28 protein-coding genes and 1 pseudogene are annotated in these 26,611 nt (G+C 70.9%); 13 read left to right on the top strand and 16 right to left on the bottom strand.

Features of this window, described 5'->3' with window-relative positions; genetic code table 11:
- Nucleotides 1-46: 46 nt before the first annotated feature.
- Nucleotides 47-439, top strand: a complete 393-nt coding sequence (locus AZE13_RS20085) for a RidA family protein (protein ID WP_066933971.1) — start codon at nucleotides 47-49, stop codon at nucleotides 437-439.
- 62 nt (nucleotides 440-501) lie between these two features.
- Here the strand turns inward: AZE13_RS20085 and AZE13_RS20080 are convergent, their stop codons facing one another.
- The 3 genes from AZE13_RS20080 to AZE13_RS20070 all read right to left on the bottom strand — a co-directional run bounded on the left by AZE13_RS20080 (nucleotide 502) and on the right by AZE13_RS20070 (nucleotide 3,980).
- Nucleotides 502-1,350: an arylamine N-acetyltransferase family protein gene (locus AZE13_RS20080; protein ID WP_066933571.1), complete on the bottom strand. Its 849-nt coding sequence runs from the start codon at nucleotides 1,348-1,350 to the stop codon at nucleotides 502-504.
- Nucleotides 1,351-1,470: 120 nt separating this feature from the next.
- Complete coding sequence (locus AZE13_RS20075) at nucleotides 1,471-2,670, bottom strand: acyltransferase family protein (RefSeq protein WP_107288383.1); 1,200 nt, start codon at nucleotides 2,668-2,670, stop codon at nucleotides 1,471-1,473.
- A gap of 407 nt (nucleotides 2,671-3,077) precedes the next feature.
- Nucleotides 3,078-3,980: a glycerophosphodiester phosphodiesterase gene (locus AZE13_RS20070; protein WP_066933564.1), complete on the bottom strand. Its 903-nt coding sequence runs from the start codon at nucleotides 3,978-3,980 to the stop codon at nucleotides 3,078-3,080.
- Nucleotides 3,981-4,163: 183 nt separating this feature from the next.
- On the opposite strand from AZE13_RS20070, the gene AZE13_RS20065 reads away from it, so the two are divergent.
- The 4 genes from AZE13_RS20065 (at nucleotide 4,164) to AZE13_RS20050 (ending at nucleotide 6,377) form a co-directional block, all read left to right on the top strand.
- Entirely contained in the window at nucleotides 4,164-4,688 is a 525-nt protein-coding gene (locus tag AZE13_RS20065) for a hypothetical protein (RefSeq protein WP_066933561.1), read from the top strand.
- Between the two features lie 255 nt (nucleotides 4,689-4,943).
- On the top strand, nucleotides 4,944-5,189 hold the full coding sequence (locus tag AZE13_RS20060; protein ID WP_066933558.1) for a hypothetical protein: 246 nt from the start codon (nucleotides 4,944-4,946) through the stop codon (nucleotides 5,187-5,189).
- 349 nt (nucleotides 5,190-5,538) lie between these two features.
- Nucleotides 5,539-5,907, top strand: coding sequence for a hypothetical protein (locus AZE13_RS20055; RefSeq protein WP_066933555.1), 369 nt, complete (start codon nucleotides 5,539-5,541; stop codon nucleotides 5,905-5,907).
- 134 nt (nucleotides 5,908-6,041) lie between these two features.
- Entirely contained in the window at nucleotides 6,042-6,377 is a 336-nt protein-coding gene (locus tag AZE13_RS20050) for a hypothetical protein (RefSeq protein WP_066933552.1), read from the top strand.
- Between the two features lie 111 nt (nucleotides 6,378-6,488).
- Here AZE13_RS20050 and AZE13_RS20045 read toward each other — a convergent pair whose 3' ends face one another.
- The 6 genes and pseudogenes from AZE13_RS20045 to AZE13_RS20020 form a co-directional block, all read right to left on the bottom strand.
- A complete protein-coding gene (locus AZE13_RS20045) occupies nucleotides 6,489-6,758 on the bottom strand; it encodes a hypothetical protein (protein WP_066933549.1) in 270 nt (89 codons plus the stop codon).
- A gap of 179 nt (nucleotides 6,759-6,937) precedes the next feature.
- Nucleotides 6,938-7,657, bottom strand: a complete 720-nt coding sequence (locus tag AZE13_RS39065) for a hypothetical protein (protein WP_066933546.1) — start codon at nucleotides 7,655-7,657, stop codon at nucleotides 6,938-6,940.
- 452 nt (nucleotides 7,658-8,109) lie between these two features.
- On the bottom strand, nucleotides 8,110-8,379 hold the full coding sequence (locus tag AZE13_RS20035) for a hypothetical protein (RefSeq protein ID WP_066933543.1): 270 nt from the start codon (nucleotides 8,377-8,379) through the stop codon (nucleotides 8,110-8,112).
- A 334-nt stretch (nucleotides 8,380-8,713) separates the two neighbouring features.
- Complete coding sequence (locus AZE13_RS20030) at nucleotides 8,714-9,217, bottom strand: hypothetical protein (RefSeq protein WP_066933540.1); 504 nt, start codon at nucleotides 9,215-9,217, stop codon at nucleotides 8,714-8,716.
- Nucleotides 9,218-9,869: 652 nt separating this feature from the next.
- Nucleotides 9,870-10,097 (bottom strand): annotated as a pseudogene (locus tag AZE13_RS38245) (chaplin); the annotation flags it as partial.
- 185 nt (nucleotides 10,098-10,282) lie between these two features.
- A complete protein-coding gene (locus AZE13_RS20020; protein WP_066933537.1) occupies nucleotides 10,283-10,642 on the bottom strand; it encodes a hypothetical protein in 360 nt (119 codons plus the stop codon).
- 383 nt (nucleotides 10,643-11,025) lie between these two features.
- Between AZE13_RS20020 and AZE13_RS20015 the strand changes: the two genes are divergently transcribed.
- A complete protein-coding gene (locus AZE13_RS20015; protein WP_066933535.1) occupies nucleotides 11,026-11,343 on the top strand; it encodes a hypothetical protein in 318 nt (105 codons plus the stop codon).
- A gap of 108 nt (nucleotides 11,344-11,451) precedes the next feature.
- Here the strand turns inward: AZE13_RS20015 and AZE13_RS20010 are convergent, their stop codons facing one another.
- The 5 genes from AZE13_RS20010 to AZE13_RS19990 all read right to left on the bottom strand — a co-directional run bounded on the left by AZE13_RS20010 (nucleotide 11,452) and on the right by AZE13_RS19990 (nucleotide 17,346).
- Nucleotides 11,452-12,438 (bottom strand): urea transporter, encoded by a 987-nt coding sequence (locus AZE13_RS20010; protein WP_258527886.1) that lies wholly within the window; start codon nucleotides 12,436-12,438, stop codon nucleotides 11,452-11,454.
- A 76-nt stretch (nucleotides 12,439-12,514) separates the two neighbouring features.
- On the bottom strand, nucleotides 12,515-13,144 hold the full coding sequence (locus AZE13_RS38240; RefSeq protein ID WP_258527885.1) for a hypothetical protein: 630 nt from the start codon (nucleotides 13,142-13,144) through the stop codon (nucleotides 12,515-12,517).
- A 79-nt stretch (nucleotides 13,145-13,223) separates the two neighbouring features.
- A complete protein-coding gene (locus AZE13_RS20000) occupies nucleotides 13,224-15,938 on the bottom strand; it encodes a hypothetical protein (RefSeq protein ID WP_066933530.1) in 2,715 nt (904 codons plus the stop codon).
- Between the two features lie 267 nt (nucleotides 15,939-16,205).
- A complete protein-coding gene (locus AZE13_RS36975) occupies nucleotides 16,206-16,529 on the bottom strand; it encodes a hypothetical protein (protein ID WP_066933527.1) in 324 nt (107 codons plus the stop codon).
- Nucleotides 16,530-16,656: 127 nt separating this feature from the next.
- Nucleotides 16,657-17,346 (bottom strand): hypothetical protein, encoded by a 690-nt coding sequence (locus tag AZE13_RS19990; RefSeq protein ID WP_066933523.1) that lies wholly within the window; start codon nucleotides 17,344-17,346, stop codon nucleotides 16,657-16,659.
- A 747-nt stretch (nucleotides 17,347-18,093) separates the two neighbouring features.
- On the opposite strand from AZE13_RS19990, the gene AZE13_RS19985 reads away from it, so the two are divergent.
- Together AZE13_RS19985 and panD are read left to right on the top strand one after the other, a co-directional pair.
- Nucleotides 18,094-18,804, top strand: a complete 711-nt coding sequence (locus AZE13_RS19985; protein WP_258527884.1) for a thioesterase II family protein — start codon at nucleotides 18,094-18,096, stop codon at nucleotides 18,802-18,804.
- Nucleotides 18,805-18,854: 50 nt separating this feature from the next.
- Nucleotides 18,855-19,271: an aspartate 1-decarboxylase gene (gene panD, locus AZE13_RS19980; RefSeq protein ID WP_066933517.1), complete on the top strand. Its 417-nt coding sequence runs from the start codon at nucleotides 18,855-18,857 to the stop codon at nucleotides 19,269-19,271.
- Nucleotides 19,272-19,337: 66 nt separating this feature from the next.
- Here the strand turns inward: panD and AZE13_RS19975 are convergent, their stop codons facing one another.
- The gene (locus AZE13_RS19975) at nucleotides 19,338-20,036 is read right to left on the bottom strand and encodes a class I SAM-dependent methyltransferase (RefSeq protein ID WP_066933514.1); all 699 of its coding nucleotides are present in this window, start codon (nucleotides 20,034-20,036) and stop codon (nucleotides 19,338-19,340) included.
- A gap of 307 nt (nucleotides 20,037-20,343) precedes the next feature.
- On the opposite strand from AZE13_RS19975, the gene AZE13_RS19970 reads away from it, so the two are divergent.
- Nucleotides 20,344-21,357, top strand: a complete 1,014-nt coding sequence (locus AZE13_RS19970) for a CinY protein (protein ID WP_066933511.1) — start codon at nucleotides 20,344-20,346, stop codon at nucleotides 21,355-21,357.
- A gap of 76 nt (nucleotides 21,358-21,433) precedes the next feature.
- Here AZE13_RS19970 and AZE13_RS19965 read toward each other — a convergent pair whose 3' ends face one another.
- Nucleotides 21,434-22,348: a LysR family transcriptional regulator gene (locus AZE13_RS19965; protein ID WP_066933508.1), complete on the bottom strand. Its 915-nt coding sequence runs from the start codon at nucleotides 22,346-22,348 to the stop codon at nucleotides 21,434-21,436.
- A gap of 259 nt (nucleotides 22,349-22,607) precedes the next feature.
- Here AZE13_RS19965 and AZE13_RS19960 point away from each other — a divergent pair, with 259 nt between their 5' ends.
- The 4 genes from AZE13_RS19960 to AZE13_RS19945 all read left to right on the top strand — a co-directional run bounded on the left by AZE13_RS19960 (nucleotide 22,608) and on the right by AZE13_RS19945 (nucleotide 26,587).
- Nucleotides 22,608-23,798, top strand: a complete 1,191-nt coding sequence (locus AZE13_RS19960) for an MFS transporter (protein ID WP_258527882.1) — start codon at nucleotides 22,608-22,610, stop codon at nucleotides 23,796-23,798.
- 190 nt (nucleotides 23,799-23,988) lie between these two features.
- A complete protein-coding gene (locus AZE13_RS19955) occupies nucleotides 23,989-24,429 on the top strand; it encodes a hypothetical protein (RefSeq protein ID WP_181690391.1) in 441 nt (146 codons plus the stop codon).
- A gap of 113 nt (nucleotides 24,430-24,542) precedes the next feature.
- A complete protein-coding gene (locus AZE13_RS19950; protein WP_258527881.1) occupies nucleotides 24,543-25,940 on the top strand; it encodes a sensor histidine kinase in 1,398 nt (465 codons plus the stop codon).
- The gene (locus AZE13_RS19945) at nucleotides 25,925-26,587 is read left to right on the top strand and encodes a response regulator transcription factor (RefSeq protein ID WP_066933501.1); all 663 of its coding nucleotides are present in this window, start codon (nucleotides 25,925-25,927) and stop codon (nucleotides 26,585-26,587) included. Before AZE13_RS19950 ends, AZE13_RS19945 begins: the two co-directional genes overlap by 16 nt.
- The last annotated feature ends 24 nt before the right edge of the window (nucleotides 26,588-26,611 follow it).

Here is a 26,611-nt window from a genome sequence, read left to right as displayed (position 1 = left end):
CCGAGCGGCCGGGAGCCGAGCGGACGGGGGCGGAGCGGACGGCGGGCTGGAGCGCGTCAATCCGCCGCATCTCGCACCGCCGACCGGCTTCAGTCATGCCGTCCGTTCCGCCCCCGGCACCCTGGTCTTCCTCGCGGGGCAGACCGCGCTGGACGGATCGGGCCGGATCGTCGGGGACGGCATCGTCGAGCAGTTCGAGCGCGCCCTGACGAACCTCCTCGAGGTCGCGGCAGCCTCCGGGGCCGGGCCGTCCGACCTCGCCAAGCTCACCGTCTTCGCGGTCGATGTCGCCGACTACCGGCGGCACGCCCGGGAGCTCGGCCAGGTGTGGAAGCGGCTGGTCGGCGGCGACTTTCCGGCGATGGCGGTGATCGGCACCACCCGGCTGTGGGATGAGGCGGCGCTGGTCGAGATCGAGGGCATCGCGGTCGTCCGCTAGGCCCTGTCGCCAAACTCCCGTCGTCCGCACGGAGGGCGGGCCTCGCGGCGTCCGCGTCCCGGTCACTCCTCCTGGTACGCCGCCAACGCCTCGGCGTCGGCGGCGGGCAGGGTGAGGCCGAACTCCGTTTCCAGCAGGGCCGGGAGCTCCTCCGGGGTCACCTCGCGCACCTCCCGCGACCAGTCCGGACGGGTGCGGGTGAATTCCCGGCCGACCAGCGTGCTGCGGAGCTCGGGAAGCGGGCGCTGCACCACGATCCGGCCGGTGAACGGCGAGCGAGGGTGGGTCGATATGTAGTGGTTGAAGACGGCGTAGTCCGCGGGGAAGCGGCGCTCGGTCCCGAAGGCATAGAGATCGAACCAGCCGTCCTCGTGGCGGGTGCGCAGTACCCAGGGCTCGTCCCCCTCCCCGAATCCCTGGTGCTCCTCGCGCACCAGGCCGAAGGTCCAGGCACCCTGCCGCGCCTCCACGCCGTCACGCAGCGGCAGCGGTGCGAGCAGCGCCTCGCCCCCGAATCCGACATCGGTGATCCAGTCCTCGCCGTCCAGGTCGACCCTGAGCAGCGCATGGGTGGCGGGGCGCAGACGGTGGTCTCCCATACGGGTCCGCGCGCAGAGGCCGGAGACCCGGAAGCCGAGGCGTTCCAGGGCGGCGGCGTAGAGGAGATTCTGCTCGTAGCAGTAGCCGCCGCGGCGCTGCCGGACCATCTTGGCCTGCAGCGACTCCAGGTCCAGGAGGATCGGGCGGCCCAGCACGACGTCGAGGTTCTCGAAGGCGAACGCCGCCGAATGCGCGGCGTGCAGCCTGCGCAGCGTTTCCAGGGTCGGCCGGCGGTCTCCGTCGTAGCCGATACGCGCGAGATAGGCGTCCAGGTCCAGCTGCTCGCCGCCCCACTCGGAACCGTTCGTCACGCTGCGTCCTCCCCGTGTGCGCCTGTGTGCGTGTGCGCCTGTTTGGCTATTTGCCTGGTCGTCTGGTCGCCCGTACGCGACTTGTATCCGTCACTTCGTGCGGGTGACTCCGTGGTGAGCCTAGCTGCGGCCTGGGGCCACTCCCGCCGGCTCCCTGGTGAAGGCCCAGGCCATCTTGGGTTCCATCGCCCACCGGAACGCCCGCTGAACCGGCGGTGTGCACAGCAGGGTGATGACGGCACCGGCGAACAGTGTGATCAGCACCATGCCCCACGGGGTGTGCACCCAGGCCAGGTCGTACCAGTCCCAGAAGCGGGAGCCCTTGGCGAGGAAGCCGTGCAGCAGATAGCCGTAGAGGGTGCCCGCGCCCAGCGCCGTGCACCACATCGTCCGGCCCGGGATCCACGCGAAGAAGCAGGCCACCAGCACCAGCGAGCAGCCGAACATGGCCAGTGTCATCACCGCGCCGCTCCACCACGGGGCGGCGAGTTCCTGTGCGGCGTCGCGGTGGTAGAACCACGCGGCGTTCATCCGTGGCGCCGCCCAGTACGCGAAGACCAGAGCGCTCGCGAAGACCGGTACGGCCAGGACGCGCGCCTGCTTACGGCGTACGCGCTTGAAGTGCTCGGGCCGCAGCGACAGCCCGACCACGAAGAAGGGCAGGAACTGCAACATGCGCTGCATGTCCAGGTCGTCGCCGATATCCGGCGAGACGGACGCCAGGACGGCGACGGTCAGCGCGAGCGGCACCGGCCAGCGCACCATCTTCCACAGCGGGGTGGTCAGCCGCCAGACGAAGAGCGCGGCCAGGAACCACGTCAGATACCACGGGTCCATCAGGCTGACCGGATAGTGCGGGTCGCCGTCCGCCCATCTCTTGAAGAGCGTATAGGCGTATTCGAAGAGGATGTACGGAACCGCGACTCCGGTGACCAGCCGCTGCAGCCGGTCCTTGCGCATATCGAAACTTCGCGAGAAAAAGCCGGAGATGATGATGAACGCCGGCATGTGGAAGGCGTAGACGGTCATATAGAGCGCCGCCGCGGACCGGCTGCTCTCGCGCAGCGGCTCCCACGCATGCCCCATCGCCACCAGCACGATGGCGAGGTACTTCGCGTTGTCGAAGAACGCGTCGCGCGGCTTCGCCCGGGCGTCGGCCTTGGCGTGGCTCCCGGACCGCCCTCTGCCGCGGCCCTTCGCATGCCCCTTGGCATGGCCCTTGGCGTGGCTCCGGCGCCGGGCACGGTGGGTGTGGGCCGACGTGGCACCGCGCCCTGTCGGCCCGGGAGCCGCGGGTCCGGGCGCTTCCGCTCCGGGCACTGCCGGCCCGGGAGCCACCGGCCCGGGCGCTGCCGGTCCCGCCGGAGCCGACAGGACAGGTGCCTGGACCGGTGTCTGCTGCCGCGGCATTCGTCGCGGCGCGGGAAGCGGGACCCGTCGTTCGCCGTACACCGGGAAGTCGTTGCTCAAGGGGCCTCCCGGAACAGAGCCAATGGAGCCTTCCGGAACATCCCGGGCACCATATCCACGCGGCGGGAATCCCGTAAATCGCCACCCACCGCGGTCACCCGCCGGACATCCGGCCTCCACAGCTCCTTCACGGCCCGCCGCCGACCACGGCCGTTCCCGCTCCGCGCCCCCTCACACGCCCTCCCCGTCACACCCGCGCATCACACCCGCGCATCACACCCGTACGTCGCACCCGTACGTCGCACCCGCACGGGCGGCTACTCGATGACGCCGTCAACCCCCCACGCCCGCACCGACCGCGCCTTCACGTTCTTCGCCACGTCCCACACGTAGACCTCCAGCCGTCGCCCGTGCGGGCCACGCAGCCGGTGCACGGCTGCCAGCCAGCGCGAACTCACCTCGGACATCCGGGGGTTGATCTGATCGGCGAACCGCGCATACCGCGCCAGGTCCGCCACATCAGGCGCTCCCAGGATGCCCGTACGCAACTGCGGCGCCAGGTGGTGCACGGTCTTCACGCAGGACACCGAGAAGCTCTGCACCACCAGCCGGCCCTGGACATGGGCGCGGTCCAGCCAGCCCCGCGCCCGCAGTTCACGGACCACCGCCGCCTCGATCCCCGGATAGCGCCCGGGGGCCTTGATCTCCAGCAGGAGCCGCTGCCCGTTACGGTCCAGTCGGCGCAGATAGTCGGTGAGCGTCGGCACCCGCTCCCCCGCGAACCGCTTGCCGAACCAGCTCCCGGCGTCCAGCCGGGCGATCTCGGCGGCGGTGAAGTCCCGTACCCGCCACGGCGCCCGTCCGGGGAACACCTTCGCGGCGTTGGTGGTCCGCTTCAGCGTGGCGTCGTGGATGACCACCAGCCGGCCGTCCTTGGTGCGCTGCACATCGTTCTCGACCCACACGAACCCCCGGCGGTGTGCGGCGTCCACGGCGGCCAGGGTGTTCTCCGGCGCGTCCTGGGAGGCACCGCGGTGCGCGATCGCCAGCGCCGCCCCGGCGCCGGTCCCGGTACCGCCCTTGCGGGCCACCGCTACATTCAAGTACTCCGCGTACGCCGCGAAATCGTCCGGACCCGCCGCCACGGCGGACGACGACACCGCCGCGGTCACCAGGTACGCGACTCCCGCGGCAGGGATCCGCAACGTTCTCCGAAGCATGCGGGAGCCTCCTGGTCCCCTGTCCGCGGGCCTGCCGGGCAGTGTCCTGATCACCATGCCCGGCACACCCGGCACCCGCCACGCGGGCAGCGCCATTCGTGGACCGCTGACCTGATCACGTGACAGCCCCGCACGATCCGACCCGACCCGACCCCATCCTCACGACGTACCGGAGCGAGAGCCATGAGCCGCATCCGCACCACCACGAACACCCGTCGCACGAGGACGGCCATGGGGGCCGCCCTGGCCGGTGCCGCCGTCCTCGGCATGTCCGTCCCCGCACAGGCGGCCGGAGCAACGCCCGCCGCACATCACCCCGTTCACCCGGCGCCGGCGCACAGCGGGAGCTCGGCCGCCCGCACGACCGGCACCCCGTACGTCATCAACCACTACGGCGAGGAGCACGCGGACCGCGGCCGCGCCGAGCGGAACCCCGCGAACCTGGTGCTGTCCGAGTTCACCTCCCTCCACCACGCCAACTGGCGGGAGTGGAGCGCGAAACGGGCGGTCGGCACAGGCGAGGTCACCGGCACCTGGTGCCTGGACACCTGCCTCGGCCGGCCGCTGAAGGCGACGGTCACGCTCGCCGACCCCAAGATCGTGGACGGCAGGAAGGTCTTCACCACGTTCACGCTCGAACTGGCCGACGGGCCCGGCGGGTACGAGTCCGAGGACCTGCGCGGCAAGCGCCCGCTCGTCACTCTCTGACACCGGCCGGGGTGGCCGGCCGATTGAGGCGACAGTCCGATGAACGGGTTCCCGGGTGTTGCCCAACCGCCTTGTCCTATAAGGGTTCTGGGGTGGTAGGGACGGGCGTCGGCGCGGGCCCGCGGAGACCTTTCGTACGGTTCGACACAGGGCGCGCAGCGAAGTGGAACCCTCAAGACGACTACTGCTAGTGTGCGGACGGTCACAGTAGGCAATCAGGCCTCTATGCACAGGTAATGAAGGGCCGAGGGTTCCATGCGCAAGCTTCAGCAGGTCGCGATCGTCGCCGCAGCAGCCGGCGGTCTGTCCGCCATCGGTGCCGGTGCCGGCGTCGCCTATGCCCACGGCGGCGGCGGACCGAAGGTGGTCGACAACTTCCGTCCGTACCAGGAGTGCAGCCCACAGACGTTCGCCGAGGCCAACGTCCCGATCGGCGCACTCGCCGTCCCCCAGACCTGGGGCACCACCTGCGGCCAGTTCAACCACGCCTTCACCGGCTAAGGTCGCCGGGAGTGGCCGTACGCAACACCCGTCACGGGCCCTTCGGGAGGAGACTCCCCGAGGGGCCCGTTCGCGTGGGTACGTGCCGCCGCGCGGCCGACGTGGCCGAACGAGTCGCGTGCCGTACGGCCGAACGGGTGGTTCGCCACTGGGCGCCCACCCCCGTTCCCGCCTGCCGGGGGCCCGATCTTCCAGGGGAGCGGCGCCACTCCAGGGGTGATGCCGAGGCGCTGCGGTCATAACATCCGGCGCGTCGTTGAGCAACTGTGAGGCATTTCGTATTAGCTTTCCGTAACTGTACGAAGTCGATCACTCACAGATCGCATCGGCTCAATCCACCGGAGAAGAAATGCGCAAGCTTCACAAGGCTGCCGTCATGGTGGCCGCCCTCGGCAGCATCGGGCTCCTCGCCGGCGGCACCGCCTTCGCCGCCGACGGCGGGCACCAAGGCGGCGGCAAGGACAAGGCGTCGGAGTCCTGGAAGATCGGCCAGGGCAGCTCCTGCAGATCGCACGACCTGAACGTCGACGTCCTCGGTGAGGTCGGCATCCTCAACGGCGTGCTGGGCAACGCGCTCAACGGCGAAGGCCCGGCGGGTGCCCAGTCCACCCCGATCGGCTCGTCCATGGGCTGCAACGACAGCATCAAGCTCAGCGGCCACGGCGGTGGCGGCGAGGGTGGCGGCCACGAAGGCGGCGGTGGCGGCGGAGGCCACTGACAGAAAACAGGGGTCCCGGTGACCTAGCCACCGGCCCGGCACCGGGACCCCGACTCGACTCTCTTCAGAGCCCGGGCGCAGGCCGCTTCGCGGTCGTGGCGCCCGGGCATCGATCGCAAAGGAACGCGGTTCACATGCTCACTCGGAAGCACCTCGCAGTCGTCACGGGAATCGTCGGCGGACTCGTCGTCACCTTCGCCGGCCACGCCCAGGCGTCCGCCGGATCCCCGGCGACCAACTGCGTCCACGACCTCACGGGCAGCTACACCTGCTTTCAGAGGAACTCCAACGTCGCCTCCGAGCATGGCAAGTACACCGTCCAGCAGTCGCAGGACTGCGCCGTGACGCGGCCTCTGCCGGAGACGGTGGACGGCCTGCTGAACACGGGGAGCACGGCGATCGGGCCCTCGACGAGCTGTTCCAACCACGTGGGGCCGCAGCAGGGCGCGGCCCCCAACGCCATGGGCTGACCGGCCCGGGCGGACACGAAGGGGTCCCGACGCCGGCCTGCGGCTCGGCGTCGGGACCCCTTTTCGGTCGCTCCGGCCACCCGCGCGACTGCCGGGCGGCCGGAGAGCCGGTCAGAACGCGTGGTTGTCGCAGCTCATCTTGGAGCCCAGGTTGGCCGGCTGGGCACCGGGCGAGCCCTCGCCGTTGAGCGCGTTGCCCGCCAGGCCGTTGAACGCCCCGAGCGCGCCGAGGACGCTGATGTTCATGTCGTGCGAGCGGCACGAGGTGCCCTGCTTGATGTCGTGCCCCGGCTCGCCGTGGGCGTAGGCGGAACCGGCGCTGAGGGCTCCGACGCTGCCGAGGACGGCACCCACGACGGCGGCCTTGTGAAGCTTGCGCATGTCTTCTCCGGTGATTGAGCGGATGCGATCTGGAGCAGATCGACTTCTTACTGTGGCGGTGGCCCACGGGGGCAAGCCCGCGGAGGCCCCGCCGCTGGTGTTGCCTCATCCCAGGGGCGGGGCCAGTCCTGACGGGCCGCCAACCGGCCTTCGACGGCCGTTCGGTGGCCCTTCGGCGGTCAGGAGATCCGGGGCAGACTGGGCATGTCGAGCCGTCCCACCGGAGCCACCGCCGCCCGGCCGAGCCCGAACGGGGAGACCTGCGGGACGCCCGGGTTGATCAGCGGGTTGACCGTCGGACCGAGCGACGGGTTGAACTGCGGGTTGACCTGCGGGCCGGAGTGCGGGAGGTGCTGGGTGACCGACTGCGGGGCGACCACCTCCGGGGCGACGTGCGGGGTCACCTTCGGGGCCGTCTCGGGCATCACCTGCGGGGCGGACGAGTGCGGGGCGGGAGCCGGCTCGGCGGCCTGCGGAGCGGAGTGCTGGGCGGCGGGGTGCGAGGAAGCCTCCGCGGCGCCGCCCGACGAGGCCGATGCGGTGGCGTGGTGGACTTCGTGGTGCACGGGCGCGGGCGGCGCGGGGGCCGGAGCCGGAGGCGGGGCGACCTGCTGCGGAGCGGGAGCCGGCGGGGGCGGCGGGGGTGCGTACTGCGGCTGCGGGGGCGGCGGCGGGGGCGCGTACTGCGGCTGCGGCGGGGGAGGCGGCGGAGCGTACTGCGGCTGCGGGGGCGGCGGAGGCGCGTACTGCGGCGCCGGGGCTGCCTGCTGCGGAGCAGGGGGCGGGGCGGCGCCGTACCCGTACCCGACGGGAGCGTCGGCATGGCTGACGCCGGCGCCGATGGCAGACAGACCGCCGGCCGCTGCGACGACGAGCATCGCCTGGTGAAGCTTGCGCATGGAACCCTCGGCCCTTCATTACCTGTGCATGGAAATCTGAATTACGTATTACTGTCTTGTGTGCGCCGGCAGTGGAATTCCTGGGACTTCACACCCCGCGCACTCGAGTCGGACCACGCCGGAAGCTTCCAGACCCGCAACGGCACTCACCGCGCCGCCCGCCGACGGCCACAGACCCATTCGCTGTTCTCTCCCAGGGCGCAACGGGATTTCCCCTGGCCCGGTCACGGGAACCCTCGCGCCGTCACCCATTTGCCGCCTCGGGTGGACGGTTCCGCGCGATCCGTTCCGCACCGGGCCGCGACGCGGACACGGAGCGACGAAAACCGAAAAGGGCCCCGGCACCGGCCTTGCGGCCGGATACCGGGACCATTCTTCCGTTCTTCCGTACCTGGTCCTACGTACGCGTTCCCACGTACGTGTCCTTACGTACCTGTGTGACTCTCCGGTGTTCAGCCCGCCATGTTGTTGCAGCCCATGGACGAACCCATCTTGGTGGACTGAGCGCCCGCCGGGCCCTCACCGTTGAGGGCGTTGCCCAGCAGGCCGTTCGCGATTCCGACCTCGCCGAGGACGTCGACGTTCAAGTCGTGCGATTTACACGAGCTGCCCTGGTGCATCATGAACCCGCCTTTGCCGTCGGCGTGGGCGGTGCCGCCGCCCAGGAAGCCGACGCTGCCGAGGACGGCGGCCACGACGGCGGCCTTGTGAAGCTTGCGCATGTCTTCTCCGGTGGTTGATCGGATGCGATCCGTAACGGATCGACTCCTTACAGTCACGGGAGGCTAATACGAAATATTCTGGTATGACCTGCGACGCGCCGAATTATACGATCGAGTGATCAGAACTTCGGCCGCCTTCAGCGCAGTTCAGGGCCCGGTCGGCCGACACCGGCCGGGGACGGGTGGCGAGCGGGCCGCGACCGGTGCCGACACACCGTGACAGATCACCTGTCCGGCCGTACCGGACACGAACGGGCCCTTCGGGAGCAGCTCCCGAAGGGCCCGCGGCGGGCCTCGCGTGCGGCGCCACCCAGGTGGCCCGCCCGGTGCGGCCTTACCTGGCGTGGGCGGCGGAGCCGGCGCCGGAGGAGGCGTTGGCCTGGGCGTTGTGCTGGGTGCAGACGGTGCCCCAGTCCTGCGCGGCACCGAGGATGCCGACCGGCGCGGCGGCGTTGAGCAGCGTCTGCGGGCTGCACTCCTGGGTCGGGCCGAAGCGGTTGTTCTGGTCGTGGGGGCCGCCGCCGGCCTGCTGGGCCAGGCCGCCGATCGTCGGGGAGAGATCGGGCGTGATGTCCGGGTTGAACTGCGGGTTCACCTGCGGGGGCGACTGCGGGGCGGCGTCCGGGGCAGCGCCCTGGGGGGCGTACTGGTGGGGACCGGAAGCGTGCGAAGTGGCCTGCGAAGCGCTCCAGGAAGCGGCCTGGGGGTCCTGCTGTGGAACGGGCGGGCCGGCGTAGCCGTTGTATCCGACGGGGTCGGCCTGGCTGGCGCCGGTGCCGATGGCGGACAGACCGCCGGCCGCTGCGAAGACGAGCGCGACCTGGTGAAGCTTGCGCATGGAACCCTCGGCCCTTCATTGCCTGTGCATGGAAATCTGAATTACGTATTGCTGTCTTGTGTGCGCCGGCAGTGGAATTCCTGGGGCTTCACACCCTGCGCACCCCGACTCGGGCCACGGCGGAGGCCCCCACAGGCCCGCGACCGCCCCCGATAACAGGGAGCAGCATTTCCCGGTGACGGACCACGAGCCCCTTCGCTGCTCTCTCCCAGGGCCAACGGGGATTCCCCCGGTCCGGTCACGGGAACCCATGGGCCGTCACCCATTTGCCAGCCGACCGCGTATGCGTAGGGGGCCCGGCGCCTTTCCGGGCCCCACTCACTCGTACGTGACACTCGTACGTGACGGAGCGCCGGCTTGATACGGCCACCGCTCCGCGCGCTCCCCGCGGTCAGACGCGGGCGGAGGCCCGGCGGCCCCGGCGGTAGAGCAGGACGCCACCGAGGATCAGCCCGGCGCTGGCGCCGGCCGGAATCGCGAGGTTGACCCGCTCCGAACCGGTCGCCGCCAACTGCGGGTGCACGGCGGCCTGGTGGTGGCTGTGGGCGACGATGGGGGTCGCCGCGCGGTGGTGCGACGGCGCGTGGTGGCGCTCCTGCGGCTCGTGCTTCGCCTGCGGCTTGTGGTGGTGCCGCAGGTTCCCCGACTCGCCGTTGGCGCAGTCGTTGCCGAAGACCGGGTTGAGCAGCCCGATGACGTCGATCGTGTTTCCGCAGACGTTGAGCGGGAGGTTCAGCGGTACCTGGAGCAGGTTGCCGGACCCCAGCCCGGACGAGCCGACGGTGCCCCCCTTGGCGCCGGTGTCCGCGACGGTCGTGCCCGCGCCCGCGAGCAGCAGGCCGCCGGTGGCAGCCGAAGCGGCGATGACCTTTTTGATCATGTGACTCCTCCTTGGCAATGCGGTCACCGCATCGGACCGCACAAAGCTCAACGAGGCCGGAGAGGGAAGGCTACGAATCAGGCATTTCGATCACGCATTCAGCTTGACCCGTACTTATCCGGCCGAGGAGTGACACCTGTTCCGATTTTATGGAGAGGGTTTCCCGGCGTTCATCACATGGATGGTCAATTCGTCGGGGAGAGCAGCGTGCGCTGCTGCTGCTGCGCGTTGTTGTTGTTCTTCGGGGCGAGCAGACCGCCTTGCTGCGCGTTGTTCGGGGAGAGCAGCCCGCCCTGCCCGTTGTTCGGATTGAGCAGACCGCCCTGCTGCGGGTTGCTCGTCATGCCCGGGGCCTGCGGCGCCGGGGGGTTGAGCAGGCCCAGGGGCAGGCCGCCGACCTCCAGTCCGGCGATGTTGGACGCGGCCCGGACGGGTTCACCGATGATGCCGGCGACGCCCGGGCCGCGGTTGTCGGCGTGGGCGGTCGCGGCGAGGGCCCCGGTGGCGGCGAGGGCTCCCACAAGGAGGGTGAGTGCGCGGCGCATAGCAGCTCCTGCTTCATGTCGCGTGATTGGCGTGCTGTGTGCACTGCCACCCTTCCACCGGCACCGCGCAGGCTCCGGCGCCCACGCCCAGATCATCACCTGATCGCGCCAGTCGGCGCCGCGCTCGGAGCGAGAAGTCAAGCGCGGTACGGCCGGACAGGTGGCGCGTCCCCCGTTCGCCACGGAGCCCCCGCGGCCGTTCCGAGCCCGTTCCGGTCCGGCCGGGCCCCTGAACTGCGCAGGTCACGGGGGCTGTTGCCAAAAGCCCTCGATCATACAATCCGGCGCGTCGTTGCGCGATTTCAGGATATTCCGGATTAGCCTCCCTAACCGTACGAAGTCGATCCATCACCGATCGCATCGGGCAATCCACCGGAGAAGAAATGCGCAAGCTTCGCACGGCGGCAGTGGTAGCCGCCGCCCTGGGCACCCTCGGCATCCTCGGCGCCGGCACCTCCTACGCCGACGCCAACCACGGCAGCAAGGACGGCGGCGGCAAGAACAGCATGGGCATGGACTTCAAGCTCATGCAGGGCAGCTCCTGCCGCTCGCACGACACCAACGTCGACATCCTCGGCGAGGTCGGAATCGCGAACGGCCTGGCCGGCAACCTGCTCGGCGGCGAGGGCCCGGCGGGCGCTCAGTCCAGCACCCTGGGCTCGTCCATGGGCTGCAACAACGGGTTCGAGTTCGGCAAGTAACCGAGAACTTCAGCAGGTAACCGAGAACTCCGGCACGTAACGGAAACGGGGACAGGTCCCGGCGTCGAGCCACCGGCCGACGCCGGGACTCTTTTGTGCCCCGGCCCGTCAGTCGGAGCGCCGGATCCGGGGGAAGGAGGGGGCCGCGGCGAGGAACAGCCAGCTGGTGACGATGAAGGGCCAGCTCAGGGTGCGCCCGCCGAACGGGGTGAAGTAGGCGTTCATCGCGGCCGTCAGCACCGTCACCACCGCCACGGCCACCAGCGTGTAGAGCGCGTTGGGCACGGTCCTGGTCAGGAACATCCCGCCCATGGCGACGGCCACCAGAACCGCGTTGTACCCGTACACCCCCGCGGCGAGCCCGGCCGGCGGGGCGCCCAGGCCCCAGGCCAGGAGGACCGCCACGGCGCTGCCGGCGACCGCGGCCAGCCCGTGCCGGATCCCGCCGACGAAGAGCCCCGCCAGCATCAGCAGGCCGACGTACCAGTGCGCCGAGAGGCCGACCTGGGCGATGTTGGCAAAGAACGCGTGCCACAGATCGGACCAGCTGTACCTGCCGCCGGGGACGGCCGCGGTGGGCAGCGCCGCCGGGCCGCCGGGCCAGGGCCAGAGCCGGGTGAAGGCGGGGGCCGCCGCCAGCGCCGCGCCGACGACCACACAGAACGGCGCGGTCAGCACCGGCAGCCGCCACGGCGCCAGGATCGCGGTCAGCGCGGCGTAGGCCAGTACGCAGACGACGGCGCCCCCGATGGTCAGCAGGTACGTCGCGGGGTGGTGGCCGAGGAACACGTACAGGGCGATGCCGGTCAGACAGCCGCTGAAGCCCTGCGTGCCCAGGTCGATGGCGCCCCGGTCGACACCCATGGCGTACGCGGTCGCGGTGGAGACCACGGCGCCCAGCAGACCGAAGACGCCCGCCTGCCAACTGCCCACGAAGACCGCGATCGTGAACAGGACTCCGGTCCAGACGTTCGGCAGCAGGCTCAACTGGCCGAAGCTGCGGACCAGCTGCGCCGCGAGACGGACCGGGCCGCGGAGCCCGGTGCCCTTCTCGGTGTCGGGTGCGGCCGGCTGCACTGTCTCGGGGCTGATCACGCTGTCTCCTGGGGGTCGGGTGCGCTCGTGCCCTGCGGCAGGACGCCCCGTGGGAGACGCCCTGCGGCAGGACGCCCTACGGGCGGACGCCTTGCGGCAGGCCCTGGTCGGGCGTCGTGCCCTGCGGTGGCGCCGGGGCGCGCGGCGGTGCCGAGGCGTCGGGAGCGTCCGGGGCGAGCTGCCACTGCCCGCCGTCCTCGCGGATGGCGAGGACGTGCCCGCTCCCCGTGTGTCCCCCCGGCCCGGAGAACCAGCGGGCATCGCTCGGGTCCCACCAGCGGTTCCCGACCCGGAGCACCTCGTGGTAGACGGCGGTCCGCCCGATCCACGCATCGCTGACCCGCGCCTCGTTCCACACGGCCCGCCAGTGCGCGGGGGCCATCGGCGGGGTCAGCACGGCGGCGCGGGCGCGCGCGTGCGGTACGGACTTGCGGGTGAGGAGCACCGACGCCACATCGGCGTGGACGCCGCAGTCGCCGACGAGGTCACCGTCCTCCACCAGATCGCACCAGTGGGCCGGCCACTGCACGGGCCCCCACCGGAAGAGCCCGGGGACGGCGGCGAGCGCGGTGCCGGTGTCCCCGAAGTGCGTCACCTGGGCGAAGACACTGTGTCTGACCGTCCGGCAGCACGCCTTCGGGTGGCTGCCCACCTGGGACAGGCCGATCCGGTCGAACCGCTTCAGATCCGCGATCAGACTGCTCATGCCGAAGCCTCGCTTCGCTCGGCCCCGCATTCGCAGGGCGCGCACCTCCTGATGATTCGCTCGCTACGCTCGCTCATGGCTACTGCCCCAATTCCCGCGGAGCGGTCCCGCGCCCGAAGTCGTAGGCCATCGAGGTGTCGTATCCGCCGCACATACCGAAGGCGAGGTAGTCGCCGTCCCGGACGTCGCCGAGGTCGAGCCGGACCGAGAGCACGTCGTGCTCCATGCAGGACCTGCCGAAGATCCAGCTCCCGCCGGGCCGCAGCGGCACCCAGCGGGAGCCGTCGAAGCGGGCCACGGGGTGCGGATGGAAAGGCGCCTCGGGCATATCGCCTTCGGCCGCGTCGACGACGATGTCCTCACCGCGGTGGGAACCCCGGTGCGCCAGCACCTGCGTCACGACCGCGGCCGACGGCTGGGTGAGGAGCTTGCCCGGCTCCATCACCAGCAGGGGGTCCCCGTCCCGTGCGGCGTCCGGACCGTGCGCGAGCACATACTCCAGCGAGGCGCGCAGGCACGGCAGATCGTCGACGTGCCACCCGCCGCCGATGTCCAGGACGGCCGGCGGCCCGCCCAGCTGGTCCGCCAGCGGATCGGCCGCGCTGAGCGCCGTCGCGCATTCGCGCTGCCAGCGCGGCGCGCCCAGGACGCTCTGGGCGTAGTGGAAGTGCAGCCCCCAGCGGGCCCCGAGCCGGTCGGCGAGGGTACGCAGCAGCCGGGCGGTCTCCGCCATGCTGTCGCGCTCGTGCAATGGCACGCCGAAGCGGCTGACGAGTCCGGCCGGCGCGACCCGGACGCCGACGACCTCGGCCTCCAGCTGGAAGCCGCTGTCCAACAGGGCGTGGACGGCGGTCAGTTCGGCCGTCGAGTCGGCGAAGAAGGCGAAGCAACGGACCCGGTCGGTGGCGGGCCACCACTTCGCGGGCCCGTTGAGGATCGCCCGTTCCGCCGCCAGGCCGTAGCGGTCGGCCGCTTCGAGCTCGGCCAGGCTGATCGCCTCGGCGGCCAGACCGAGCCGGGCGGCCTCCCGCAGCACCGCGGGCTGGGGACAGGTCTTCACGCTGTGCGCGAGGAGCACCCGGCCGACTCCGTCGACCTCCTGCCGCAGGGCCCGGACCCGCTCGGTGAACAGCGGAAGGAGCATCTGCCGGTACGGAGTGGCCGCGTTCCCCGGGGGCCCGAGCAGCTTCTCGAAGCCTCCGGTGCGCACGGCCGCCGCGTCCGCGGGTACGGGCGGCTCATCCGCGGGAATGTCCGACGCGCCCCGCGGTACGGCCGACGCGTCCGCCGCGGGTACGGCCGGCACGTCCGGGCCGTCAGACCGTCCCCGGGCCGGCGCACCCGCCACGGATCCCCCCGCGCGGCCGGCCGACTCCGCCTCGCGCACCACGGCCTCGGCCTCGCTCACGACCGTTTCGGCCCCGCGTACGACGGCTTCCGCCTCACGTGCGACGGCCTCCGCCTCGCTGGCCACCGTGCCGTCCACATGGGCGGCGGCCGCCAGGCTCGAGCTCAGGTTCGGGGTCAGGCTCGGGTTCGGGGGGCTCTCCAGCTGCTCCTCGGTCAACTCGGCGCCCTCGTGCGGGAGCAGGCGCCGCTGGCCCAGCGACGGCATTCCCGAATGCCGCTTGTCGCCCGGCCGGGAGATCCCGCCGGCGACCCAGGCGATGGGGGTGATGCCCAGGGCCGGGTGCACCGGGATCTCCTCCACCACGCGGGTGAAGCCCGGGGTGAGGCGTCTGCCGGGGTCGGCGGGCTCCCCCGTGACCAGGGCGGCGGGCAGGTTGGCGCCGCACACGGAGGCACCGTGGATCCAGGCGGGCAGCCGCGGGTTGATCTCCATGAGCGTCAGTTCGCCGCTCCAGCTGCGGATGAGCTCCAGCTCGCCGCCGCCGGTCCACCGGGCGTCGGCGAGCAGTCCGGCCAGCCGGTCGCGCATGGCCGCGTCCAGCTCGGCGACCTCGCCGGCCCAGGTCTTGCCCTCGGTCGTGACCATCGCCTTCGTGATGAAGACCGCGTCCAGCAGCCGGCCGTCCAGGGCGCAGAACGCGATGCTGCACTCCTGGCCGGCGACGTGCGCCTCCAGATGCCAGTTGCCGCCCCAGGTCCGCTGGACCACATCGCCCAGGGACAGCGCGGCCCCGGCCGTGTGGGCCCGGTGCGCGTCGTAGTGCTGGCCCTTGACCCACACCCCGTACGGGGAGCGGCGGATGAACGTGTCGACGGCCTGCCAGCTGGTGTCGGTCTCGTACTCCGGAGTGCGCAGCCCGAGCCGTTCCGCCGCTTCGACCGGAGGTTTGCCCACCAGCTCCAGCGCCGGCTTCGGGGGCCCCAGAATTCGGCTGTGCGCCCCCAGCTCCCTTGCCAGCAGCCGGACTTCCAGGTCCAGACAGGGGATCAGGACCGCGTCCTCGGGCTCCAGGAGGCGGTCCATCTGCTTGATCCACGTGGCCAGGTGCGCCTCGCGCCACGCGGGGAGACAGACCAGGTCGTCGAGGAGCGCCGAGTGCAGTCCGGAACTCTCCCGCGAATAGTCCAGGCCGACGATCCGGAGATCCGGCTGGGCGAGCCGCAGGGAGCGGGCGACACTCAGGCCCGGCGACGGGTTGGGCCCACTGTGCATCCCGCTGACGAAGACCGTGCCGACCGCGGTCGCCGGACGGGAGGGGCCCACGGCGTGCTCCGAGCCCGGCGTGATTCCCTGCGGCGCCTCAGGGGACTCAGGGGTGATGACGTCGACGTCCCTGCTCGCGCCCGCCGGCTCGGGTTCGGTGTGCTCTTCATGAAGCCCCATGCCGACATCATCAGCAGAGCTCCCGCCAGGCGCACCCGGTGAAGGCCGCCAGGGTGAGGCGCCGTCGGGCCGGCGGCGCGGAGCCGTCGCCCGGCGATCAGCCGCACATGCGGCCGCACATGCGACGAACCGTCACCCGGACACCGGCGGCATACGCGAGGACCGCCACCCGCCGGTCGCACGGCGGCATACGCCAAGGACCGGGCCCGGGATCGACCCGGCCCGGCCCTTCGCGGTGTCCGACGGCCACCGCCCGAGGCGGAGCGCCTAATGCTTGGGCAGCATCAGCCTGTTGGAGCAGTCCACGGAACCCCCGAGGTTCGTGGAACCGGTGTCCAGCAGGCCGTTCTCCGGCCACACCGCGTGGTGCCGGGAGGTCGTCGAGCAGGACTTGTGCTGCCTGACGACGTGCGTGCCGTTCTTGGCGGTGTAGTCGGAACCGTGCTTCTGGACGCAGGTGTGGTTGCCCTGAGGGGTGCGTGCGCAGTGACCCGGGTGCTCTCCGGCGTACGCCTGGGTGACGCCGGCACAGGTCACGACGAGGCCGCTCAGGATCCCCGAGACAACCGCGATCTTCTTGCTACTGAACATCTGCTGCGTTCCTTTGCGATCGATGCCCGGGCGCCACGCACCGCGGATGGCCTGCGCCCGGGCTCTGAGAGTCGTGGACGGGGGCCCGGCGCGGCGCCTTCAGGCCCGGCGCCGGGACCCCGGTCCGTTACTTGGCGTGGGCGGCGTTGTTGCAGCCCATGCTGGAGCCCTGCTTGGTGTGCTGGCCGCCCGAGTGACCCTCGCCGTTGAGCGCGTTGCCCAGCAGGCCGTTGAGGATCCCGACCTGGCCGAGGATGTCGATGTTCATGTCATGCGACCGGCACGAGGTGTTCTGCTTGATGGCGACCTCGCTGCTCTTGTCGTCCTTCTTCGCGTAGTTGGACTGGGGAGCGGGGGCGTCGTGGAGGGGCTCCCGGGGGGCCTCGGCCTGCGGGGCCGGAGCCGGACGGACGGGAGCCTGCGGGGCGGGGGCCTGCGGCGCCGGAGCCTGCGGGGCGACCGCCTGCGGAGCCGGAGCCTGCGGGGCGATCGCCTGCGGGGCCGGGGCATGCTGGACCGGGGCCTGCGCCGCGCAGTACCCACAGGCCGGGGCCTGCTGAGTGGGAGCCTGCGGAGTCACGGCCTGCGGCGCCGGGGCGTGCTGAACCGGCGTGACCGTCTGCGGGGCCTGGTGCTGGTGCTGGCCCCCGTACTGATCGCCGCCCAGCGCCGAGGCCCCGGCTGCGGACGCCGACGTGGACCATGCGGTGGCCTGCGGGCCGCCGCTGTATCCGTCGGCGAGGCTGATACCGGCCCCGACAGTGGACAGGCAGCCAACCGCTGCGACGACGATCGCGACTTTCTGAAGTTTGCGCATGGAACTCTTGATCCTTCAGTGCATGTGGATGGAGGAGCCTGGACTTGACTACTAATCGTAAGTATATGCACACTAAAAGTAGCTATAGGGGGATTTCGCCCCATTACGCGCCACGTGTCGGATCACAGAGATAACCTCCCGCACACCCCGCGACGACATCTCACTCAGCCGTCGCGCGCCCCTTCCATCCATTCGCCATTCCCCGCTTCTCTGCCGGAAGGAACGAGGCGTCCCCCTCCCCGAGTCACGGGAACCGATACGCGGTCACCCATTTGCCCGGGGCCACGCACGCGGCAACGCCGCACGGATCGCCGCGCACCGCAGAGGAAATAGCTCATACAGAATTAACGGGAAACGCGAACAACTATCCGCATTCACCCCATTCAGCCCGCTCACCCACTCCCATTCAGGGCGCAGCCGGGCGAATATCTCATTTTATTCAGCCTTTATTCCGGTCATACGATCCCTGCCCGCGGGTAACAGCGGCAGCGGCTACGCGGCTATCCACGAGCGGCCAGTACGGCTCCCGATGACCGGCCAGTACGGCTCCCCATGCCGGCCAGTTCCGCCGAGCCCGCGGAGTGCCCCTCCCTGCACGGGCCCCGGGAGCAGTGACGCGGGCAATACAGTGCCGACGGCCCCGGCTCCTAGGATGCGCGTATGGCCCTTTCTTCTGCCTCGCCCGGGGCGTCGCGGAGAGGCACTTCCGCCTCGCCCCAGACGCCGTGGATACGCACATTCCAGCCCGTGGCCGCACCCCTGGGGCGACTCATCTGCTTCCCGCACGCCGGCGGATCGGCGAACTTCTTCCGCGCCTGGCACCAGTGGGCGCCCGCGGACTGGGAAGTGGCGGCGGTCTGCTACCCGGGCCGTGAGGCGCGCAGCGCCCAGCCCTGCCTGACGACCATGGCGGACCTCGCCGGGCAGCTGGCGGACGCACTGGCGCCCGGCATGGACACCCCTACCGTCTTCTTCGGGCACAGCATGGGAGCCTCCGTGGCGCATGAGGTCGCCGCCCGGCTCGCCGGGCGGGGCGCGGGCGGCCCGGCGCAGCTCTTCCTCTCCGCCCGCGCCGCGCCCCACCGTCTGCGGCGGACCGGCACCGGCGATCTCACCGACGACGGACTCGTCGCACACGTGGCCAAGCTCGGCGGCCCGGGAGCGGAGCTGCTGCGGGACCCCGATATCCGGGACCTGTTCCTGCCACCGATCCGGGCGGACTACCGGCTGGTGGACGCCTATGCGGCCGGGCCCAAGGCTCCGGCCGTGGAAGTCCCCGTCGTGGCCTACTACGGCGAGGACGATCCCGGGCCGTCCCCCGACGACGTCCGGGCCTGGGCCTCCCTCACCACGGCCTCCTTCGACGCCCGCCCCTTCTCCGGAGGCCACTTCTACCTCGTCCGGCACGAGGCCGCGGTGGTCCAGGACATCAGCGGGCGGCTCGCCGCCCTGCGCTGACCGGGATTCCCCCCTCGTCGACAGCACGACCAAGGAACGAGAACCGAAGCATGTACCGGACCATGATGAAGTCCAAGATCCACCGCGCCACCGTGACGCAGGCCGATCTGCACTACGTGGGTTCCCTCACCGTGAGCGCGGACCTGATGGAAGCCGCCGATCTGCTCCCCGGGGAGCGGGTGGACATCGTGGACATCGACAACGGCGCACGCCTCTCCACGTACGTCATAGAAGGCCCGCGCGGGTCCGGGGTCATCGGCATCAACGGCGCCGCCGCCCGGCTGATCAGCCCGGGCGACTTGGTGATCATCATCGCCTACGCGATGGTGGACGACGCCGAAGCGCGCGAGCTGAAGCCGCGGGTGGTGTTCGTCGACGGCCAGAACCAGGTCGTCAGCCACGGCAGCGACCCGGCCGAGGTACCCGCCGGCTCCGGGCTGCTGCGGGGAGACGTGCTCTCCGACTGACGCTCCGGCCGGACGGGCCTGGTCAGCCGGAAGCGGCCAGTTCCGGCCCTGGTCAGACGGGCCTGGTCAGGGGAGGTTGAAGAAGATCATGGGGTTGTGGTCGCTGTCCCTGACCGGCTCGTCGAGCCCCAGCTCCTTCTTGACCGCGGCCAGGTACTCCGTCACCTGCGGGGCCTTCGCGGTGGACGGCGTGAGGAACTCGATGTTCCGCTCGGCCAGCCACTTCACGATGACCGATCCTTCACTGAACGGCCTGGGCCGGCGGCCGTGGAACACGTCGTGGACGCTGGTGGGCGTCCCCGCGGGGACGGCGGGGAAGAGGTGCTCGATGTACCAGTGGGCGAAGCGGGCGCCGTGGTCGGCATCGATGAAGAGGTAATCCGTACCGGCGGGGATCTTGTCAGGGTGCTCCCGGATGTCGCCCTTGGTGAACGTCCAGCGGTCCGCGGAGAGTTCCTTCGGGACATTGCGCACCACGTTGTCGACGATGTCGAACGAGTACAGGTGGCCGACGCCGTTGTCCCGGAGCGCACTCAGGATCCACATGGTCGACCAGCCGTAGAAGGTACCGACCTCCACCACGACCTCGGGGCGCAGATCACGCAGCAGCAGATACGTCATCTCCGCCTCGAAGTCGTCGAGCTGAGCCCGCATCGACTTCCCCCGGTCGCGGAGGAACCGCCGCTGGGCATCCCGTACCACCCGCAGGTCGTCCTGGTACTTCTGGTACAGGCTGCCGATCTGCTCGACGGCTATCGCTTCCATCCCCGTCCCCTTCCCCCACCGCTCGACTCGTGCTGGCTGACTGCAACGCTAGAAATCGCAGCCGGGAACGGCATCACACTCAGGAGCCATCTTGCGGGGTAGCTCTCAGGTATGACGGTGCCAGTGGCGGTCGGGCTGCACGCCGATCCGGGTTACAGTCACCCGATCAAGATCAAGATCTCAACCGACCGCGGTTCAGCACGCGTTCGGAGCACGATCGAGGTCGCAGCCCGAACCGGGGGCGGCAGCGTCACACCCCATGCCGCGATGCGCCCCGGAGCACACGAAAGCACACGCACAAACGAAGATGACGACCTTCCGACCACGGACCCTGCGCCGTCGCCCGGCCCCGGCGGCGCTGGCCGCCATGACGGTGGCGCTGCTGGTCCCCCTGGAGCAGCCGGCCCAGGCATTCGGCACGATCAACAGGTTCGGGCAGCAGAGCGAGCACGAACGGATCACCCGCGCGGCACTGGCCTGTCCCGCCGGCACGCCTTCCGACGGGACCTGTTTCGAGCCGCACTCCCTGGATCAATTAGCAGGAAAATCCGGGACTTTCGGCGCCGTCGGGGCCCCGGACACCGATGAGATCCTCAGCCCCGCCGCCCACTGCGACAACGCGGACTACCTTTCCCTCAGCGGCTATCCGCACAGCAGGGAGCAGGCGAATTCCGCACTGGCCTCCTGCATCAGCAGGTTGCAATCCCGCTTCGCAGAGGGAGTCGGCGCGGTGGGCGCCGCATTCGGCGGCGACGGCGCGGTCAGCGAAAAGGAGACCACGCTCTCCAAGGACTGCACCTTCACCCTCGGCATATCCGGGCGGGCCAAGTGCAACGCCCTGGAGGGCTTCGGCCGGGCCCTGCACGGTGCACAGGACTTCTACTCCCACAGCAATTGGACGGACCGTACCGATACGGCACGGGCTGTCGGTACGGACAATCCTCCAGGTCTCGACCTCCAGGCTCCCGCAACGGTGTTGAACCTCATCAGCACCGGCCCTCTGCACCCCTCGGCAATTCCACAAGATCTCTCCACAGGCTGTTTCGCCATGTTCCCCGGCTGCCGGAAGCGCATCCGCCACGGCGATCTCAACAAGGACAACGGGCTGATCCACCCGATGACCGGAGCAGCCACCGCCCCGAAGACCCCGCGCGGCCGAACGGCCGGCAACTTCCAGCGCGCGGTCGAAGCAGCCGTCACCGAAACCCGCCGCCAATGGCGGGATTTCCGTCAGGCCCTGACCGATCGGTACGGCACTGAGCGAGGCAGGCGCGCCGCGTGCGTCCTGACACATGACGTCCCCGCCCGGGACTGCCGCTGACGCACTCATCGGGCGCACTTCATCGGGCGCCCTCAGCTGACGCAGTCAGCCGGCTCCGCCCCCCGCCCCACGCACCTCATCTGGCGAGCTGTGCTCGGCCGACCTCCTCGTGGAGGAGCCGGGCGAGCATGGCCAGTTGTGGGGTGGTGCGGTCGGTGCGCCAGATCAGGCCCATCTGCGAGGGCGCGTCGAGCCCCTCGACCAAGAGGTAGCGCACATCGCTGCGGATGACGCGCTCGGCCAGCGGACGGCACACCAGCATCGCGTGGTGGTCGTCCGCGGCCACCAGCGCGAGGCCCTCCTGGACACTGCTGATCCCCCTGGTGGAGCGGATGGGTGCGCCCGCGGGTGTGGCGCGCGGCACGCGGGCGACCATCCAGTAGTCAGGGGCGTCCCCGGTCGGGTGGAGGAGGTCCAGACCGGCCAGTGCCTCGACATGCACCTGGTCGGCACCGGCCAGCGGATGGGACGAGGCGACGGCGAGCAGCCGGTCCTGTGGCGGGAAGCGACAACCGACGGTCAGCGCGGCCTCCCGGACCGGAAGCTCGACCACCGCGGCGTCGAGTCGGCTGTCGAGCACAGCCGAGAAGGGCGAGCCCAGGGGGATCTCGCTCAGCGCCATCGTGACCTCGTGATGGGTGCGAAGCCGGCGGAACGCCTCGGTGACCTCTTCGTAGACGCTGCCGTGGAAACCTATGCGCAACTGGCACAGGGCTCCGCGGCCGGCGCGCTCACGGGCTTGTGCGAACACAGCGATCAATGACTCGTAGGCCGGGCGCACCTCGTCGACGAACTGTGCACCGAGCCGGGTGAGTTCCACCCGCCGGCTGGTGCGCTCCACGAGTCGCACACCGACCCGTCGTTCAAGAGCCGCGACAAGCTGGCTGACACGGCTCTGGGAACAGCCCAGGCGCACGGCCGTCCGGCCGAAATGCAATTCCTCGGCCAGCGCGAGCAGACACTCGACCTCTTGCACATGAACCTGGTTCACCGCGTCATCCCCGCCACACCCCACGCACCCCAACTCCCCCTCCCCGACAACCCATCGATCGATCAATCAATCTAACTGATCGATCCTTGAGAAAATCGCCGTTGATCACGCCCTGGCGCGCTGTTTGGCTGCCGTCATGAGTCCCCATACACCGGTGCGGAACACCGGCTTCGATGCGACGGCATCCGTGCCCGCACCTCGCACCACACCACGGCAATGGATAGCGGTTGTCGTGTTGTCGCTGAGCACATTTGTGGTCGTGACATCGGAAATGCTGCCGGTGGGCGTCCTGACCCCGATGGCCGACGGCTTGCGGATATCCCCGGGCCTTGCCGGATTCAGCCTGTCGATCACCGGCCTGGTGACCGCCGTCACCGCCCCGGTGGTCCCCCGCGTCGTCGGTACGCTCGACCGGCGCCTGGTGCTGGCCGCAGCGACGGTGGTGCTGGCCGTCGGCAACGCGCTGACCACCGTGGCGAGCAGCTTCGGCCTGCTCGTCGCCTCCCGCGTCGTCATCGGGATCGGGATGGGAGCGGTGTGGGGCTTGGCGTCCGCGGTCGCGCCGCGGCTCGTGGCGCCCCGCAACGCCCCGCTGGCGGTATCCCTCACCATCGGTGGCGTCGCGGCTGCCTCGGTCATCGGCGTGCCCCTGGGCACGCTCGTCGGCAACGCCTTCGGGTGGCGCGCCGCCTTCGCCTCCCTGTCCGCCGCCGCGGTACTCCTCACCGTCGGCCTGCTGCTGACACTGCCGCCCCTCCCCCGCCCGACCGCCCCGACCGCCCTGGCCACCTCGCCCACCTCAGCCACCTCGACGACACCGGCCACACCAGCCACCGGCGCGAACATCCGCACCACCCACCAACCACTCCTGCGCACCGCCCCGGTGACCGTCGGCCTGATACTGATCCTGTTCCTCGTCACCGCACACTTCGCCGCCTACACCTACGTACGGCCCGTCCTCGAAGAGCGCACCGGATTGGCACCCGGCACCATCGCCCTGCTCCTGCTGGCCTACGGCGTCTTCGGGCTGGTCGGCAACTTCGCCGCCGGCGCCCTGGCGGCGCGGCGCGCCCGAATCACGGTCCTGGGCCTGGCCGTCGGCATCGGCGCGGCGATCGCACTGCTCGCGCTCTTCGGCACCCGCACCGGCTTCGCCGTCTTCGGCATCGCCCTGTGGGGCCTGGCCTACGGCGGGCTGTCCGTGGCCGGCCAGCTCTGGATGACCCAGGCCGCGCCCCACCGCACCGAGCACATCACCGGCCTCTACGTAGGCGTCTTCACCGCTGCCATCGCCCTGGGCGCCTTCCTCGGCGGCACCCTCGTGGAATCGGCCGGCATCGCCCCACTTCTCTGGAGCGCCACCGCACTCACGATCGGCTCCCTCGCCATCGGCGCCCTCGGCCCCGGCCCGGCCCACCGCCACCTTTCCACCACCGATTCGCCGGAATAAGCAGGAACAGGCAGGAAGAGGAGGGGGTGGGCAGGAACGAGCGGAAGCGCCCCGGGGCCGGAGCGGGTGGGCCTGGACCCACCCACCCGTACGCCCAGGCCCATACCGCGCCACCCATGGCTTCCCTAGCGTCGACATCACATCAGACGGCGGAAGCCGGACGGCGGAAGCGAGACGGAGGAGGAAAGCCATGGGACAGGCCACCGGCACCCTGGTCGAGGAAGCGCAGCTCAGCAGCCCGCAGGTCCAGGAGGCCTTCGGCAGGCTGCGGACGAGCGTCGTGCTCTACGGCGTCATCAGCGCCATCGTCCTCGGCACGGTTGCCGTGCTGGCGTTCGGCGGCCAGTCGGTGACCTCGTTCATGTGGGTCCGGTCGGCCATCCTGCTCGCCGTCTCCGTGCTGATCCACCGGATGGTCGTCAGCGCTGCGCAAGGGTCGCGACGGGCATACGAGCGCGTGCGCACCCTCACCGTCATCCTGCCGATCGCGATCATCGGTGTGGACCTGATCCCCGGCCTCTGCCCGTCGTGGTTCGCCGTGATGCAGGGGGTTTCCGCGCTGGCCCTCGTCCTTGCCGCGACCGTCACCAGGGGCGCCCAGCTGCGCACCGTCTTCCCCAAGTCCGCGTGAGCGAGCGCCCACCGCTCAGCGGTCGGGTACCGCTCACCGTCGGGTACCGCTCAGCGGCCGGGTACCGCCGGTGCCCGGCTGGCAGAATGGCGCCGTGGCGAAAGGATCAGAGGATGGGACGGCCTGCGGGAGGCGGTCCGCTGCGCTGGTGGCGTGACATCGTGCGCGGGCTGTACCGGTCCGCGGTACTGACCGGGCTGACCTGGCCGATGCCGGCCGTGTCCCTGGGCGTCGGGCTGGGCGGTTTCTCCGTGGTCCGGTCCTGGTCCGAGGGGGTGAGCGGGCCCCTGGCCGTCCGGGCGCTGGTGGCCCTCGGGCAGGTAGCGCTGGTGGTGCTGTGGATCGCCGTAGCCCTCTGGATCGTGCACGCGCTGACCAGCCGGCCCCTCGCCAGGGCCGCGCGCCGCTGCGCGGAACGCTGGCTGGGGGTGCGACTCGAGGTGACCTACCGCGCGGTGCCGCAGGTCAGCCGCATGTCGACGGGTTACTGGTGGGACGGCCACGAGTACCACCGATCCGAGCGAGAAGCGCGCCGCCGGGCCAAGGTGCACGCCAGATTCCATGATCCGCAGTTGCACTGGGACGGGCTGTGGTCCGTGGTCGCCGGTGTAACGGTGCTGCCGGTCGCGGCCCTGCCGTTGCTCTGCCTCGCCGGCGGTGTGTACACGGCCTTGACGCCGGGCCTCCTCGGATCCAGCAGTTACGGCGGATCCGGAGCACACGACGCATACGGCGCACACAGCGCATACGGCGTCGCCCTGATCGTCGCCGGTGTCGCCGGTGTGGCCGGTATGGCCGGCGCCCCGTTCGCATGGCGGATCTTCGGGCCCCTGGCGCTGCGGTTCCTCGGGCCGGTCCCGCGCTCGTGGCCCGGCCGGCGGGTCGAGGAGCTGGAGGCCATCCGGGCGGACCTGACCCTGACCCAGGCCGCCGAACTGGAACGCATCGAGCGGGACCTGCACGACGGGACGCAGGCCCGGCTGCTCGCGCTGGGGATGTCGGTGGGGGCCGCCGAGCAACTCGTCGACACCGATCCCGCCGCGGCGAAGGCGATTCTCGCCGAGGCCCGCACCGCGTCCGCGGCCGCGCTCGCCGAGCTGCGCTCGCTGGTCCACGGCATCAACCCGCCCGTACTCGCCGAGCGCGGCCTGGTGGACGCCGTCCGGGCCCTGGCGCTCGACTCTCCGGTCGGGATCACCGTGCACAGCACGGTGCCCTCCCGGGTCGAGCGCCCCGTCGAGTCGGCGGTCTACTTCGCCGTCGCGGAACTGATGGCGAATGCCGCCAAGCATGCCGGGGCCTCCCGGGTGTCCGTCGCATTCGCCTATGAACAGCGGACGCTCAGCGCGACGGTGACCGACGACGGGGCCGGCGGAGCCGCCGCCTCGGCGGGCTCCGGGCTGCGCGGGATCGAGCGCCGGATGGCGGCCTTCCACGGCCGGCTGGAGATCGACAGCCCCACCGGGGGACCCACTCACATCACCGTGGCGGTGCCGTGCGCGTTGTCGTAGCCGAAGACCTCTTCCTGCTCCGCGACGGGATGGTCCGCATCGTCGAGGCGCACGGGCATACCGTCGTCGCGGCGGTCGACACGGGACCCGGCACGCTCGACGCGCTGCTCACCCTGCGGCCGGACGTGGCGATCGTGGACGTCCGGTTGCCGCCGACGTTCTCCGACGAGGGACTGCAGGCTGCGCTCGCCGCCCGCCGGGAGGTGCCGGGCCTGCCCGTGCTCATCCTCTCGCAGCACGTGGAGCAGCTGTACGCGCGCGAACTCCTCGCCGACGGGCACGGCGGCGTCGGCTACCAGCTCAAGGACCGCGTCCTGGACGCCCGCCAGTTCATGGACGCGCTCCACCGCGTCGCCGACGGCGGTACGGCACTGGACCCGACGGTCGTCGCCAAACTGCTGGGCCGGCCGATGCGCGCCGATCCGCTCGCCACGCTCACCGAACGGGAGCGCTCGGTGCTCGCGCTGATGGCCGAGGGCCTGTCCAACACGGCGATCGCGGCCCGGCTGTTCCTGAGCGAGGGCGCCATCAGCAAGTACACAACCACGATCTTCGCCAAGCTCGGCATCGTCACCGACAACGACACCAACCGCCGGGTCCGGGCGGTCCTCACCTACCTCGGCGCCGACGGATCCGACGACCGGTGAGGCGACGCGGAGATTCCTGAGCGC

Source organism: Streptomyces sp. NBRC 110611 (genome assembly GCF_001590865.1).
In the GTDB taxonomy this organism is placed as follows: Bacteria; Actinomycetota; Actinomycetes; order Streptomycetales; family Streptomycetaceae; genus Streptomyces.
The sequence above is the reverse complement of the archived record's forward strand: the minus strand, read 5'-3'. Positions and strand labels throughout refer to the sequence as shown.